The sequence below is a fragment of the Poseidonibacter antarcticus genome (genome assembly GCF_003667345.1).
Classification (GTDB): domain Bacteria; phylum Campylobacterota; class Campylobacteria; order Campylobacterales; family Arcobacteraceae; genus Poseidonibacter; species Poseidonibacter antarcticus.
Map to the genome: position 1 here is coordinate 61195 of NZ_RCWF01000009.1, position 15752 is coordinate 76946.

At 27.0% G+C, this 15752-nt stretch carries 13 protein-coding genes; 10 read left to right on the forward strand and 3 right to left on the reverse strand.

Going from position 1 to position 15752, the window contains the following annotated elements; translation table 11 throughout:
* The first annotated feature begins 24 nt into the window (after positions 1 to 24).
* The 6 genes from D9T19_RS10960 (at position 25) to D9T19_RS10985 (ending at position 4813) form a co-directional block, all read left to right on the forward strand.
* Positions 25 to 771 carry a metal ABC transporter ATP-binding protein gene (locus D9T19_RS10960; protein WP_121628276.1) on the forward strand — a complete coding sequence of 249 codons (747 nt, stop codon included), beginning with the start codon at positions 25 to 27 and terminating at the stop codon, positions 769 to 771.
* Between the two features lie 8 nt (positions 772 to 779).
* Positions 780 to 1577, forward strand: a complete 798-nt coding sequence (locus D9T19_RS10965) for a metal ABC transporter permease (RefSeq protein WP_121628277.1) — start codon at positions 780 to 782, stop codon at positions 1575 to 1577.
* A gap of 103 nt (positions 1578 to 1680) precedes the next feature.
* Positions 1681 to 2505: a CvfB family protein gene (locus D9T19_RS10970; RefSeq protein WP_121628303.1), complete on the forward strand. Its 825-nt coding sequence runs from the start codon at positions 1681 to 1683 to the stop codon at positions 2503 to 2505.
* Positions 2506 to 2585: 80 nt separating this feature from the next.
* Complete coding sequence (gene prx-suh, locus D9T19_RS10975) at positions 2586 to 3137, forward strand: thiol peroxidase Prx-SUH (protein WP_121628278.1); 552 nt, start codon at positions 2586 to 2588, stop codon at positions 3135 to 3137.
* Positions 3138 to 3293: 156 nt separating this feature from the next.
* Positions 3294 to 4253 (forward strand): protein-methionine-sulfoxide reductase catalytic subunit MsrP, encoded by a 960-nt coding sequence (gene msrP, locus D9T19_RS10980; RefSeq protein ID WP_121628279.1) that lies wholly within the window; start codon positions 3294 to 3296, stop codon positions 4251 to 4253.
* Positions 4253 to 4813 carry a protein-methionine-sulfoxide reductase heme-binding subunit MsrQ gene (locus tag D9T19_RS10985; RefSeq protein ID WP_121628280.1) on the forward strand — a complete coding sequence of 187 codons (561 nt, stop codon included), beginning with the start codon at positions 4253 to 4255 and terminating at the stop codon, positions 4811 to 4813. Before msrP ends, D9T19_RS10985 begins: the two co-directional genes overlap by 1 nt.
* A gap of 41 nt (positions 4814 to 4854) precedes the next feature.
* Here D9T19_RS10985 and D9T19_RS10990 read toward each other — a convergent pair whose 3' ends face one another.
* Positions 4855 to 5271 (reverse strand): ester cyclase, encoded by a 417-nt coding sequence (locus tag D9T19_RS10990; RefSeq protein ID WP_121628281.1) that lies wholly within the window; start codon positions 5269 to 5271, stop codon positions 4855 to 4857.
* A 3-nt stretch (positions 5272 to 5274) separates the two neighbouring features.
* Positions 5275 to 5523 (reverse strand): hypothetical protein, encoded by a 249-nt coding sequence (locus D9T19_RS10995; protein WP_121628282.1) that lies wholly within the window; start codon positions 5521 to 5523, stop codon positions 5275 to 5277.
* Between the two features lie 682 nt (positions 5524 to 6205).
* Here D9T19_RS10995 and D9T19_RS11000 point away from each other — a divergent pair.
* From D9T19_RS11000 to D9T19_RS11010, 3 genes are all read left to right on the forward strand, one after another.
* Complete coding sequence (locus tag D9T19_RS11000) at positions 6206 to 8257, forward strand: ATP-dependent helicase (protein ID WP_121628283.1); 2052 nt, start codon at positions 6206 to 6208, stop codon at positions 8255 to 8257.
* A 68-nt stretch (positions 8258 to 8325) separates the two neighbouring features.
* Complete coding sequence (locus D9T19_RS11005) at positions 8326 to 10956, forward strand: valine--tRNA ligase (protein WP_121628284.1); 2631 nt, start codon at positions 8326 to 8328, stop codon at positions 10954 to 10956.
* Between the two features lie 23 nt (positions 10957 to 10979).
* Positions 10980 to 11741, forward strand: coding sequence for a hypothetical protein (locus D9T19_RS11010; protein ID WP_121628285.1), 762 nt, complete (start codon positions 10980 to 10982; stop codon positions 11739 to 11741).
* A gap of 10 nt (positions 11742 to 11751) precedes the next feature.
* Here D9T19_RS11010 and D9T19_RS11015 read toward each other — a convergent pair whose 3' ends face one another.
* Positions 11752 to 14853 (reverse strand): efflux RND transporter permease subunit, encoded by a 3102-nt coding sequence (locus D9T19_RS11015; protein ID WP_121628286.1) that lies wholly within the window; start codon positions 14851 to 14853, stop codon positions 11752 to 11754.
* Between the two features lie 88 nt (positions 14854 to 14941).
* On the opposite strand from D9T19_RS11015, the gene D9T19_RS11020 reads away from it, so the two are divergent.
* Positions 14942 to 15739, forward strand: coding sequence for an ABC transporter ATP-binding protein (locus D9T19_RS11020; RefSeq protein ID WP_121628287.1), 798 nt, complete (start codon positions 14942 to 14944; stop codon positions 15737 to 15739).
* Positions 15740 to 15752: the final 13 nt, after the last annotated feature.

Genomic DNA, 15752 nt, shown 5'->3' on the forward strand with positions numbered 1-15752 from the left:
CTTTGTTGCAACGAAAGGCAAAACTTGGAAATACTTAATATAAAAAATCTATCATACTCTTATAAAAATAACTTTAAAGTACTAGAAAATGTAAACTTAACTGTACAAGACGATGATTTTCTAGCGATAATCGGTCCAAATGGTGGAGGAAAATCTACACTTTTGAAACTAATTTTAGGATTAATAAAACCTCAAAGTGGGGAAATATTAAAAAATATTAAAAATGAATTAATAGGTTATGTTCCCCAAAATACAAATCTAAATACAGATTTTCCTATAACTGCTCTTGAAGTGGTTTTGATGGGATATATTGGAAATAAAAAAAGACTTTTTGGATATAGCAAAGAAGATAGAATAAATGCTATGGATTCTTTAGAAAAAGTTGGAATGAAAGATTTTTCAAATAGAAAAATAGGTGATTTAAGTGGAGGACAAAGACAAAGAGTACTTATAGCAAGAGCTTTATGTACTAATCCTAAACTTATGCTTTTAGATGAACCAACTGCAAGTATTGATGTAAAAGGTCAAAATGAGATTTATGAATTATTAAAACAGTTAAATAAATCAATTTGTATTGTAGTTGTTAGTCACGATATTTCAGTATTGTTAAACTACGCTAAAAATGTTGCACATATAAATAAGAATCTTGTTTATCACAAGTTAGAAAGTATACAAAAAGATATACATACAGTTGATGAGCATTTATGTGAAGTTGAGCTTTTAAAAGCTTTAGGAAAAACACAAACTTGTTGTGATCATAAGCAAAAGTAGGGACGAAAATGTTAGAAATATTAGAATATAGTTTTATACAAAACGCTTTGATAGCAGGAATTTTAATTTCAATTGCTGCTGGAATTATGGGTTCACTTGTAGTTGTGAATAAAATCACTTTTTTAACAGGTGGAATTGCTCATAGTTCTTATGGTGGAATTGGAATTGCAATTTATTTAGGGTTACCCGTACTTTTAGGTGCAACAGTTTTTGCAGTGATTACAGCAGTTATCATAGCTATTCTAACTTTAAATAATAGAAATAGAGCAGATGCAATAATAGGAATGATGTGGGCTTTTGGTATGGCAGTTGGTATTATATTTGTGGATTTAACACCTGGATATAATGTAGACTTGATGTCATATTTATTTGGTTCAATTATTGCAGTATCAAGTGATGATATATTTTATATGGGAATTTTAGATGTTGTAATTGTTTCTATTGTTGTATTCTTTTATAAAGAAATATTAGCAGTATCTTATGATAGTCAATTTGCAAAATTAAGAGGTGTAAATACAGAGTTCTTTTATATATTGATTTTAGTATTAGCATCTTTATGTGTAGTAGCAGCGATTAAAGCAGTTGGACTTATACTTGTTATTGCATTACTTACAATACCTACATATTTAGCAGAAGCATTTTCAACTAAATTATCTCAAATGATGATAATAAGCTCAATATTTGCGTGTATTTTTACACTTAGTGGATTAGTGATTTCTTATATATATGATATTAGTTCAGGTGCAAGTATTATCATCTCAGCTGTAGTAATACTTACACTTGTGAAACTAATAAAAAGAAAATAGAAATATATTCTATATCTTTAGCTATAATTATAAAAATTTAAAAAACGGAATTACTAAAATGATTGAAAATAAAAAAATAAAACAGACAACAGAAGATGTAAAAATAAATGAACATATTTATGTAGGTGAAATAAATAAACTTGCAGTTTATAGAAAAAGTGAACCAGGTTTATATTTGGTTAGTGATGATAGAGAAGAAGTTTTACTTCCAAATGCCTATGTTACAAATGAAATGGAATTGGGTTCTTTTTTAGATGTATTTATTTATACAGATAGTGAAGATAGATTAGTAGCAACTACTCTTGACCCTTATCTTTATGTAAATGAGTTTGCATATCTTGAAATTGTTGATACTGCTGCTTTTGGTGCATTTGTTGATATTGGACTTCCTAAAGATATATTAGTTCCAAAAAATAAACAAAGAAGTATTTTTCACAAAGGTCATAGTAAAGTTCTAAAAATGATTTTAGACGAAAAAACTGATAGATTAATTTGTACTGAAAAATATACCTTAGAGCAAAATATAAAAAATTTAGAAGAAAAAGATGAGGTAGAAATACTTGTTTATTCTAAAACTCCTCTTGGATATAAAGTTATTGTAAATGATTTATATGATGGAATGATTTTCCATACTGAAATATTTGAAAATGTATATTTTGGAGATAGAAAAAGAGCTTATATTAAAAAGATTAGAGATGATAATAAATTAGATATATCTCTTCAAGAAATTGGGAAAAAAATAAAAGATGATAAAGTTTTAGAAATCTTAAAGCAAAAAGGTGGAAAAATGGATTTTACTTATAAAAGTGATGCCGAAGATATTAAAAAAGTTTTTGGTATTAGTAAAAAAGCATTTAAAGCAACATTGACAAAACTATTAAATGAAGACAAAATTGTATTAGAAAGTAATTGTATCAAAATTAAATAGAGCAGTTATATAGTAATTAAGACAAAATTTATCCGAATTTATTATAATGTCTAGAAATATTAAAAATCAAAGGAAATAATATGGCAACAACAATGTTAAAAGGTAATGAAGTACAATTAAGTGGAGCTGATGTAAAAGTTGGAGATATTGCACCTGTAGTAACAGTAGTAGCAAAAGATTTAAAAGATGTTCAAGTTGGTGGTAAAAACGAAAAATCACAAATCGTGGTAGTTGTTCCATCTTTAGATACAGCTGTTTGTGCATCTGAAACTAGAAAATTCAATGAAGAAGCTGCAAAAGTTGAAAATGCTGAAGTAATCGTTGTATCTATGGATTTACCATTTGCAATGGGTAGATTTTGTACAACAGAAGGTATTGAAAACTTAACTGTAGGTTCTGATTTTAGAGCAAAAGCATTCTCTAAATCTTACGGTGTTTTAATTGCATCAGGACCATTAGCAGGTGTTGCTTGTAGAGCAGTTTTTGTTATTAATGCTGATGGAATCATTACTTATAAAGAAATTTGTCCAGAAATTACAGAAGAACCAAATTACGAAGCTGCAATCGCTGCTTTAAGTCTTGCTGCACCAGTTGCACAAGCATCTTCTTGTTGTGGTGGGGGAGCTTGTTAATTCAAGTTTCTTAACAAAAAGGTCACTTTTTTAAGTGACCTTTTTATCTTTTTAAAATAAAATCCTTTATATAACACACACTTAAATTAACCTCTAAACACACTCTTTATACTAAATATATATAATCATAATATAAAAGAAATCAAAGGCTAAATTATGAATATAATAAAAAAACGATCTTGGGATATTTCTTCTAGTGAAGTTACTCCTGAAGAATTATTTAACAAAAGAAGAAACTTTTTAAAACTAGGAGCAGCTTCATTAGTCTCTTCAGGAGCATTGATAGAAGCATTAGCAAAAGATAATATTCCTGTAGCTAATTTAAAATATTTAAAAGATAAAAATATCAATAATTTAAAATTAAATACTTATGAACAAATTACAACATATAATAATTTTTATGAATTCACAACATCAAAAACAGCTGTACAAGATTTAGCACATACTTTAAATACTGATAATTGGGAGATTGAAATTGATGGTTTAGTTGAAAAACCTATGAAAATACAATTAAATGATTTAACAAAAAACTTTACAATTGAAGAGAGAATATATAGATTTAGATGTGTTGAGGGTTGGTCTATGGTTGTTCCTTGGAATGGGTTTTCTTTAGCAGATTTAGTTAAATTTGCTAAACCATTATCTAGTGCAAAATATATTAGATTTGAAACAAAATATGATGAAGAGATGTTTCCAGATCAATCACGTGGTGTTTTTGCAACAATTGATTATCCTTATGTTGAAGGTTTGAGAATGGATGAGGCTATGAATGAATTATCTTTTTTAGCAACTGGACTTTATGGTTCAACGCTTCCTAAACAAAATGGTGCGCCTTTAAGATTAGTTATTCCTTGGAAATATGGATTTAAATCTATTAAATCTATATCAAAAATATCATTTGTAGATGAAGAACCTATTAATACATGGCAAAAAACAAATAAAAGAGAGTATGGATTTTTTGCAAATGTAAATCCAAATGTTGATCACCCAAGGTGGTCTCAAAAAAGAGAACGTGTTTTAGGAAAGTTCTTAAAACAAAAAACCCTAATGTACAATGGTTATGAAAAAGAAGTAGCACATATGTATAAGGGAATGGATTTAAGAAAGTTTATATAATGAAACGATTATTTATTTACTTAATAATGCTTTTACCCTTAGTGTTATTAAGTACACAAATTTTATATTTTGAAAATGTAGCGGACCCTATAAAATATATTTATACGGTAACAGGTGTAAGTGCAACTGTTATACTATTTTTATCGATTTTAATTTCATTATTCAAAAAACCAATTAATTTTATGAAATATAGAAGATTAATAGGTTTATTTGGATTTTTCTATGCATTTTTACATTTGATTAATTTTGTAGTTTTTGATGCAGAATTAGATTTTATATTCATAATAGAAGAAACACTTGATAAGCCATTTATTTATTTAGGAATGCTTGCATTTTTTATACTTTTATTTATGACAATTACATCTACAAAAAGATTGTTTAAAAAGTATAAGAGTTATCATCAGTTTGTATATGTAGCATTGATTTTAATTACAATTCATTTTATAATGGCACAAAAATCAATAAATATAATGCAATTAATGTATATAGTAATGATTTTTATAATAGCTTATTGTAAGCTTTTACAAAAAATTATAGAGAAAAATAAAAAATTAAGATAGTACTTTTAAATATTAAAATATTTAAAAGTACATATCTTTTATTAGTTTGAGTTATTTTTAAGTTGTTCTAAAAGACCGTGTAAATCTCCTAAAACCCAAACACTTTGAATTTTACCTTCATAAAATTTAAAGAATGTAGCACCATTATACATAAGTCTACTATTCGTTGCTTCAAAGTTTAGTAAGTTTCCTGAGTGTCTACCTGCATAAATAGCTCTAACTGCGATACTATTATCATCTACAACCCATTGAGTTATACTGTGAAATAAATCTGGAATACCTGTATGAATAGTATCCATATAAGATTCAAACTGTTTTTTACCTTCACATTCTACACCTAACGAACCATAAAATATGATATTGTCATCGAAAAGAATATCAATATAGTCTTTATTCTTTTTATTCCAAAGTTCTTCATAATATAAATTTACTAGATCTTTATTTGTTGGTTTTTTCATAATCTAATCCTCTTCCTCTTTTTCACCGTAATGCTTGTCTTTTATAAATGCTATATCTAAAAATCCATATTCATCATACTCATCATAATCAAAAGTAAAGTGTTTGGGATAGCCTAACTTTACTAATTCTTCATCTATATTTTCTTCAGTCAAACGATTTTTAACTCTTTGCATTATATAGTTAACATCTTTTTCATCCACATTAATAGATAATAATTCATATTTAATTGATAAATTTAGATTATTTGTCATAATAAACCAATATTTTTAGTATTTTCAGTATTTGCAATTTTTAAAAGTGCAGAAGCAATTATTGCAAGTGATATTTTTTTTAACATTTAAACTCCTATATAACAAACTTTAACTTTGATATAAGCTTCATTTGTTAGTATAAAAGTACTCACTATTTCAGAGTACAACAAAATTTCCAGAAACTTTATTTAACTACGCACGGCCAAATGCAAAAATGTAGTTTCTGGAAATACTATAAAACTTTATTTCTTTTTGAATATGTTATTATAAACTATAAAAAAAAGAAAAAAGCTAAAAAAAATCTTAAGTTGCTTTAATTTTAATAAAAAACCCTATTTTCTTTATAAATATACATATATTTTATTTCTTTTATATAATTTAAAATAATAATATCATTATAAGTAGTTTAAGTTAACTATCCATTAATTTTTTATTATACTTTAGTTAATTGTAGCTGTGTATAATTTTCCTATAGATAAGTTGACGCAGCGACTTATTTATTTAGTAGAATTTTAAGATGATTTTCTTAAATATAAATAATTTTTTTATATTTCCTTATAAAAATGGTGCCTATATATAACGGCACCTTTTTTTTTACCCAAAATTTCCCTCTAATAAAATCAATAACTCTTTTATGCTAGTATTCCAAAATAAAAAACTATCATAAAGAATCAAATAAGCTATGCCATTATCAAATTTAAATCAAGAACAATTAAGTGCAGCAACCTGTCCTAAGGGATATAATTTAATTATTGCAAGTGCTGGAACTGGGAAAACTTCTACAATAGTAGGAAGAATAGCAAATTTAATAAATAATGGAACAAAGCCAGAAGAAATTCTTTTATTAACTTTTACAAATAAAGCTGCTGCTGAAATGGTTCAAAGAGTTGCTAAGTTTTTTGGAAAAGATATTGCTAAACGAATAATGGCAGGGACATTTCATTCAGTTTCGTATAAATTACTAAAACAATTAAATATAAATATTAGTCTAAAACAACCAAATGAATTAAAAACACTATTCAAGTCTGTTTATGAAAAAAGAGTCTTCTTTGATAGAGATGATGAGGCAAACCCTTATGATGGAGGATATTTATATGATATGTATTCTTTATATCTTAACTCAAATACAGGTGAAGATTTTGCTACTTGGATAAAAGATAGAAATGCTTCTCATGAAATATATACACTGATATATGAGGATGTAGTTGCAGAATTTAATGAATTAAAGACCAAATATGCTTACGCAAACTTTGATGATTTGCTTACAATAATGTTAGAAAAGCTTAAAACAGAAGAGTTCAATTTTAAAGAAGTATTAGTAGATGAATATCAAGATACAAATCCTTTACAAGGTAGACTTTTGGATGGTTTTAAACCTGATTCTTTATTTTGTGTGGGTGATTATGACCAAAGTATTTATGCATTTAATGGTTCTGATATTGGAATTATCTCAACATTTGCAAAAAGATATGAAAATGCAACTGTTTTTACATTAAGAAAAAACTATCGTTCTACAAAGCCAATATTGGATTTAGCTACAAAAGTAATTGAATACAATGATAGGATTTATGAGAAAAACTTGGAAGTTGTAAGAACTGATGAAACTATAAAACCTAAGCTACTTGCTTTTAATGAATTATTTGCTCAATATCAATATATATCACAATTGATTTCAAAAAGTACTGCACCTCATAACGATATTGCAATAATTTATAGAAATAATTCAAGTGCCGATGGAATAGAAGCAAATTTACGGGAATATGAGATTCCTGCAAAAAGAAAAGGTGGAATGTCTTTTTTTGATTCTGTTGAAATAAAGTTTATATTAGATGTTTTAGTTATGCAACTTTCACACAATGATATGATGGCTTTTATTCATGTTTTAGAGCATGGAAAAGGAATTGGAAAAGCAATAGCAAAAGATATTTTTGATGCTTTAATAAAACTAGGAGATGGAGATATATTAGTAGGTCTATTTCAACCTAATCCAGATATAAAGAATCCTTATGATACTAAAAAAGTAAAGAATAGACAATTAGGCTTATTTGATGATTTCTTAGAATTAGGTTCTATTTCAAAATTCAAAGATTGTAGCTTTGAAGAGGCTTTTTTATCAAATCCAATTTTGAAACATCCAAAACTAAGTGTAGATGGTGGTAAATATATATATGATTTTTATTTATTAATGAAACACTTACGAAGAACAAAAAATCCAGAATCATTAATTGGAAGTATAAATTCATCAATGATGTATTCAAAATTAAAAGATTTCTTATCAACTAAAAGAGCAACAGCAAAGGATGGAACAGTAAATCCAAATCAAAAAACAAAATCACTTTCTAAAATAAATAGAAAATGTATGTTATTAAAAAACTTATCAAGAAATTTTAAAGAATTATCAAAATTTATTAACTCAATGATTTTAGGCGGTTCTGAAATGAGTGAAGGCGATGGAGTTAACTTATTATCAGTTCACGCTAGTAAAGGTTTGGAGTTTAAAGAAGTCTATGTTATTGATTTAATGGATGGAAGATTTCCTAATAGAAAGCTAATGAGTAAGGGTGGAAGCCTAGAAGAAGAGAGACGACTTTTTTATGTTGCTGTTACACGTGCAAAAGATGTATTGTATTTATCTTATGCAAAATTTGACAGAATCAAAAAAATGGCATTTGTAGCATCACCTTTTTTAAGAGAAGCTGGTTTGGTAAAAGATGATGAGAAAACTTCTATATAATATCAAATTTGGTATATTAAATAATGTTTGGATATAATCGCGCATAATAAAGCAATATAGGATTTTTAATGAGCGAAAAATACGAACCATCAAAAGTAGAAGATAGTTACTATAAAATCTGGGAAGATAGAGGCTATTTCGAAATTGAAGGAAATAAAGATATACAAGAACTAGATGAAAATGGAAAAGCTAAAACTTTTTCAATTATGATGCCACCACCAAATGTAACAGGAAGCTTACATATAGGTCACGCACTTACATTTACACTTCAAGATATTATCACAAGATATAAAAGAATGGATGGTTTCAAAACTCTTTGGCAACCAGGAACAGACCACGCAGGAATTGCAACACAAAATGTTGTTGAAAAACAACTTCTAGCTGAAGGTACTACAAAAGAAGAAATAGGACGTGAAAAATTTCTTGAACGAGCTTGGCTACAAAAAGAAACTTCAGGTGGAAATATCGTTCACCAAATGAGAAAACTAGGAGTTACTCCTGCTTGGAAACGTGAAAGATTTACAATGGACGAAGGTCTAAAAGAAGCAGTAAAAGAAGCTTTTGTATCTTTATACAACGAAGGACATATTTCTCAAAACAACTATATGGTTAACTGGTGTACACACGATGGTGCATTATCAGATATTGAAGTTGAACACGAAGAAGTAAATGGTAAGTTTTATACTATGATTTACAAATTTGCTGATGGTTCAGGGCAACTAGAAGTTGCAACAACAAGACCTGAAACATACTTTGGTGATACTGCTATTATGGTTCATCCTGATGATTCAAGATATTCAGATATTGTAGGAAAAGAAGTATTATTACCACTAACTAATAGAAAAATCAAAGTTATTACAGATACTCATGTTGATATGGAATTTGGAACAGGTGTTGTAAAAGTAACGCCAGCACATGATCAAAATGATTATGAAGTAGGTAAAAGACACGATTTAGAATTTATCAAAGTATTCGATGAACAAGGTATTTTAAATGATTATTGTGGAGAGTTTAAAGGTTTAGAAAGACTTGAAGCTAGACCAATTATTGTAAAAGCTTTACAAGATGCTGGTTATATTATAAAAATTGAAGACCATGTTCATCAAGTAGGGCATTGTTATAGATGTAAAAATATTGTTGAACCTTTTATTTCTCAACAATGGTTTCTAGATGAAAAAGTTGCAAAATCTTCAATAGAAAAAACAAAAGCTCATAATAATTTTCATCCACAACATTGGATTAATTCATATACAGCATGGATGGATGAGTTAAGACCTTGGTGTATCTCTAGACAATTATGGTGGGGACATAGAATTCCTGTTTTTACTTGTACTTCTTGTAATCACGAATGGGCTGATAAAAGAGATGAACCTGGAGTTTGTCCAAAATGTGGTTCAAAACATATAACACAAGATCCTGATGTACTTGATACGTGGTTCTCTTCTGCTTTATGGGCAATGTCACCACTTGGTTGGGGAAACAATGGTAAATTAGAAGACTTATATAATGAATCTGATATGAAAGATTTCTATCCAAATTCATTGCTTATTACTGGTTTTGATATTATGTTCTTTTGGGTTGCTAGAATGATGATGATGGGAGATCACTTTACAGGTGAATTACCATTTAAAGATATTTATATGCATGCATTAGTTAGAGATGAAACAGGTGCAAAAATGTCTAAATCAAAAGGAAATGTAATTGACCCACTTGATATGGTTGAAGAGCATTCTGCTGATATTATTAGATTTACACTTGCATACTTAGCTGTTCAAGGTAGAGATATTAAACTAGGTGCTAAAAACTTAGAGCAATTTAGAAACTTTACTAATAAACTTTACAATGCGACAAATTTCTTACAGTTAAATGTTGATACATTTGCTGATTTAAAAGATATTGAGATTAAAACTCCTCTTGGAAAATATATGCAAAGTAGATTATCTCATGCAGTTGATGAGGTAAGAGAATCACTAGAAGCATTCAAATTTAATGAATCTGCTTCAATTCTTTACAAATTTGTATGGACTGAATTTTGTGATTGGGGTATTGAGTATTCTAAAGGTTCAAAAGAATCTATTATAGAACTTGGTGCAATTTTCAAAGAAACTCTTAAAATGGTAAGTCCATTTATGCCATTTATTTCTGATTATTTATATCATAAACTATCAGGAACTTCATTAGAAGAGGGTGATAAATCATTAATGATTTGTAACTTCCCAAAAGAAATAAAAAAAGATGAGCAAATTGAAGCTATGTTTGCTATTATTGAAGAAGCAATTACAGCACTTAGACGTGCAAAAGTTGTTATTGATATGGGTAACTCAAAAATTGCAAAAGCTTATATCAAATTAGATAAACAAATTGATATTGATATTGCAAAACCATTTATTGAAAAACTTGGAAAAGTTGAAAATATTGAATTTGTAGATGCTAAAGTTGAAAACTCAATTACAGATGTATCTGATAATTTAGAAGTATATCTTCCTACAAGTGAAATTGATATGAGTCCAATTATTGATAAATTAACTAAGCAACAAGCTAAAACGCAAAAAGAATTTGATAAACTAAATGGAATGTTATCAAATGAAAGATTTGTAGCAAATGCTCCTGAATCAGTTGTTCTTGAAAATAAACAAGCATTAGTAGATGCACAAACAAAATTAGAAAAAATTAAAAGTGAATTAGAGGCTATTTCTTAGATAAATTCTAAAAGGAGTATAAAGTGATTAGTAAATTAATAAAATATTTTTTTATATTATTCTTTGTATTCCTTTTTCATGGATGTGGTTTTACTAAGCAAAGTATTAAAAGTCTTGCTCAAAGTAATTCTGCAACTGAAATAACAAATTATAAAAATGAAACAATAAGAGCTCTATTAGAATATAAAAGAAAGTTAGATTTACGAAATCCTAACTCATATAATAAAAGCCTATCAAAGAATATAGTTCATCAAATCAAAACAAATCAAGATTATATAAATATTTCTCAATATGGAAAAGAGTTAAAAACATATAATGAATATTTATATTATGCATTTTTACCGCAAGATGTGGGAAATAGAAATGACTTTTTGATTTTAGGTTTATATAAATTGATATATAAAGCTTATGGTTTAGAAGATGATTATAAGTTTACAGCTTTTGAGCATAATAAAAATGAACTGCAAAAACTTTATCAATACTTACAAGTTGTTAGATGGAAAATAAGAACGCAAAAAGACAATAATGGTAAATATCTTTTTAATACTTGGCAAAATAATTGGCAAATCGAATTATTACAAAAAGATGATAGTAATCTAAATATTATAAGAGATTTAGAGTATATAAAATCAAATAAAGAGAGTATTTATTCTCATTCAAACTTTTCTTTTGAGATACTTCTTTCACGAATATTATTAAATGTAGAATATACATTAAGAAAGATAAATATCGAACCTTTTGCTATGAGTAGTTCTGCTATTAAAAGTTTTATATTTATTCTATAAAGTAAAGTTTTTAAACTTTACTTATATTTTCTTTTCTTAATTTATGTGTGATTGTATAAAGTACGGGTAAATAAATAAGATTTAAAATCGTTCCCCAAGCAAGTCCAAAACCTAAAGCAATTGCAATTGGTTGGAAAATAACAGCTTGACCTGTTGGAAAGAATATAAGTGAACTCATTCCTATTAGTGTTGTAATTGATGTAATAATAATCGGTCTAAATCTTTTAGTAGCTCTTAAAAATATCTCTTCTAGATTCTCTGCTTTTTTAAGATATGTCATCATAATAATTCCATCATTAATAACAACACCAGCTAATCCTAAAGCCCCAATCATTGAAGGCATAGATAAGTTTAATCCCATCATTTTATGACCTACTAATACACCTAAAATTGAAAAAGGAATAATACTCATAACAATAAATGTTTCTCTAAAAGAGTTAAATAAATAAAGCATAGATAGCATAATAAGAACAATAGCAAGTGCTGAAGCTAAAAGCATATCTCTTTTTAATTCTGCTTTCTTTTGTGCCTCACCTTTAAATATTAATTTAATTCCATCTTCTTTTAGCTTATTTAATAATGGTTGTAATTTTTCAAGTACTTCAGTAGAAGTTATAATATCAGGGTCTACATTTGCAAAAATATAAAAGTTCTTTTCACCTTGGTCTTTTATAAGTTGTTCAAATGCTCTAATAGTATTAAGTTCAACTATTTGGTCTAAAGCTACATAAGTACCATCACTTAAAGGTATTTGTGTATTTTTAAAAGCTTCAAAATCATCTTTGTTTTTTGATTCTATTTTTATATCTAACATCTCTTTTTCATCAAAAGATACACCTTTTTTCTTTAATAAATAAAGATTTGAAAGATATGAACCTATAAATGATTCTGTTATTCCTAGTGTTTGTCCATATTGATTTACTTTTAATTTAATTTCATCTATTCCAAATTTTAATGAGTTTGAAACTGATGTAATTCCATTGAGTTTATTAACTTCTAAAGTTAATTCATCTATTGCTTTTATAATCATTTGACTATCTGGTGAAACTAATCCTATTTTTACGTCAGCTTTTATAGGTCCAACTCTTTGCTCTAAGACACCAATTTCTTCTAAATTATATTTTTCTTTATAATTTTGTTCTTCTAAAAACTTTTGTAGATTACGTGCAATTTCTTTTGATTTTAGGGTTCTTGTTCTTCCTTCTTCATCATAATAAAAACTAAGATAAGGAGTAATATATCTATCTAAAAAGTTAGCTGCTTTTAGTTTTTGAAGTTCAACAGTCATATACATAACATAAGGAAAGTTTTCTGTATTATTCCCTGTATCTTTTCTATATCCTGCAACAGAATCAATACTTCGTATAGCAAATTCATCTCTTTTTTGTATTAAATCTTTTTCTATTTCTTGAACAATTTTAAAAGACTCTTCAAGTGTAGTATTTGCATTTGCTTTCATAGAAATTTTCACATCAGTTGCATCAAAATTTGGAAACATTTGGAATTTTGAACTTTTAATTTCCATAAATGTTGCAAGAGGAACAAGTATTATAAAAATAGTAAGAAATGTCTTTTTCCATTTCATAAAAAAGTGAATAATCAAATTATATACTTTATTTGCCTTTTCCCAAGAAGTAACTTTTGCACCAGTTTTTAGAGTATGTGCTGCGTGAATTGGAAGGAAAATAAATGATTCAATCAAAGAAGCCACAACCAAGGCACTAAGTGCAATAGGAATAAGCTTCATAACTTCACCCATTGTTCCACTAATCATTAATACAGGAAGGAATGAAAATAGTGTAGTAAGAGATGCAATGGTTACAGGTTTAACCATTTCACTAGCACCTTTTACAGCAGCTTCTTTAGGTGATAACCCTTCTTCTATATGTTGTTGAATATTTTCACTTACAACAATAGCATCATCTACGACAATACCAATTGCAATTAAAACTCCAACAAGTGAAATCATATTTATTGAATAACCACTAAAATACATATAAATAGCTGCGATTACAAATGATGTTGGAATACCAAGTGCGATAATTGCAGACATTCTAAAGTTGATTAAAATCATTACCAAAATAGTAATTAGTATAATTCCTAATAAAATATTTGACACAACTATATTTAATCTATCTGTAATTCTTTCACTATTATCATCCGCAATTGTTATCGTAATATCAGGGTTTTTCTTATTTACCTCTGGTAATAAATTTTTAATCTTTTGTGCAAGAACTATTGCATCTGAAGTATCAGATTGTTCAATAGCAAGTGAAAGTGCATTTTGTCCATTAAAAGAATAAAGCGTGGAAGAATCTTCATATTTCTTTGAAATTTGAGCAATATCTTTTACATAAATATTAGTATTAGATAATTTAATTAATGTATTTCCAAAATCTTTTGCATTTTTTGCACCATTGTATGTAGAAATATAATAATGCTTTTTGGGATCTTCTATTTTACCAACGGGAAAGATATAAGATAAAGTTGAAATTGCTGTAAAAACTTCACTTTTATTTAAATTTAATGCATCTATTTTTTTATCATCAATTAAAACTTCAAAATATTTATCTGAATCTCCAAAAATTGTAACATCATCTATTCCTGTAATTCCAAGAATTTGACTTTTTAAAGTATCTGCAAAAGGTTTTAATTCATCTGTTGAATATTTTTTAGAAGTAAGAGTTACATCTATTAGTGATCTTGAACGATTAAGGACATTAACAGTTGGTTCATCCATATCTGATGGTAGATTTGTTTTAATAAGTGCAATAGCATCTTTTACTTTATCTGCTTCATTATACTTGTTTTTGCCCTTTTTTAATTCTAGAACAATACTAAAAGAACCAGGACTAATAACAGTTGTCATAGTATCAACACTATCAATGTTTTTTATATTATCTTCAATTTCAACAACAGCCATTTTATCTAGAATATCGACAGAAGCTCCACTATATGAACCTTTTATTGAAATCATATCCAATTCAAAACTTGGAAATATCTCTTTAGGAGTTTTAGTATAAGACCAAATACCTATAGCAAATACTAATATAAAAAGAGTATAATTAACCCTTGAATTTTCTACAAAAAATTTTAAAACTTTATCAAACATTATAATCCTTATTTAAAGACAAATTATAATATATCATTATTAACATTGTATTAATATTTTTATGTAAAAAAAAACAAAGGAAAAAGAATTGAACAAAGAATCGATAATTAATTTTGAAAATATTTATGTAAGTTATGAATTACAACCAATATTAGAAGAAATAAATCTTAAAATAAAAGAAGGTGAACATTGGACTATATTAGGTTCAAATGGAAGTGGTAAATCTACTTTAATAAAACTAATTTCAAATGATCTATATCCAAATACTAAATATCCACACAAAAAAGAGATTTTTGGAAAAGCAAGATGGAGTATTTTTGATTTAAAGAAAAATCTTGGAATTATTACAAATGATTTACATAATTATTTTGCTATGCATGGAAAGTTTTTAACAGCATACGAAGTAATTTTAAGTGGATATTTTAGTAGTGTTGGTGTTTTCTCTCATCAAGATTTTACGCAAGAACAACACGAAAAAGCATTAGAAGTTTTAGAGTTCTTAGAAATCTCACATATGAAAGATAAAAAAGTTCATCAAATGAGTACAGGACAATTAAGAAGATGTATTATAGGTCGGGCATTAATTCATAAACCAAAAGCATTTATATTAGATGAACCAACTGTTGGACTTGATATAAAATCACAAGATAGCTTTATAAAACTAATTCGTAAGCTTTCTAAAAAAGCTTCAATTATTTTAGTTACTCATCATATTGAAGAAATATTTCCAGAGGTTTCAAATGTTGCATTGATATACAATAAAAGAATTTATAAACAAGGTCTTAAAAAAGATATTTTAAATTCAGAAAATCTTTCAGAAATTTTTGAGATTGATATTAAACTTGAAGAAGAAAATAACAGATATTATATTAAAAGTATAAATTAAAAAAATAAAATAA

What these genes read in the sequence shown, in the direction of transcription:
- D9T19_RS10995 (WP_121628282.1), bottom strand. Translation starts at nt 5,523, where the DNA reads ATGACAAATAATCTAAATTTATCAATTAAATATGAATTATTATCTATT.
- D9T19_RS10985 (WP_121628280.1), top strand. Translation starts at nt 4,253, where the DNA reads ATGAAACGATTATTTATTTACTTAATAATGCTTTTACCCTTAGTGTTA.
- D9T19_RS11005 (WP_121628284.1), top strand. Translation starts at nt 8,326, where the DNA reads ATGAGCGAAAAATACGAACCATCAAAAGTAGAAGATAGTTACTATAAA.
- prx-suh (WP_121628278.1), top strand. Translation starts at nt 2,586, where the DNA reads ATGGCAACAACAATGTTAAAAGGTAATGAAGTACAATTAAGTGGAGCT.
- msrP (WP_121628279.1), top strand. Translation starts at nt 3,294, where the DNA reads ATGAATATAATAAAAAAACGATCTTGGGATATTTCTTCTAGTGAAGTT.
- D9T19_RS10990 (WP_121628281.1), bottom strand. Translation starts at nt 5,271, where the DNA reads ATGAAAAAACCAACAAATAAAGATCTAGTAAATTTATATTATGAAGAA.
- D9T19_RS11000 (WP_121628283.1), top strand. Translation starts at nt 6,206, where the DNA reads ATGCCATTATCAAATTTAAATCAAGAACAATTAAGTGCAGCAACCTGT.
- D9T19_RS10965 (WP_121628277.1), top strand. Translation starts at nt 780, where the DNA reads ATGTTAGAAATATTAGAATATAGTTTTATACAAAACGCTTTGATAGCA.
- D9T19_RS11015 (WP_121628286.1), bottom strand. Translation starts at nt 14,853, where the DNA reads ATGTTTGATAAAGTTTTAAAATTTTTTGTAGAAAATTCAAGGGTTAAT.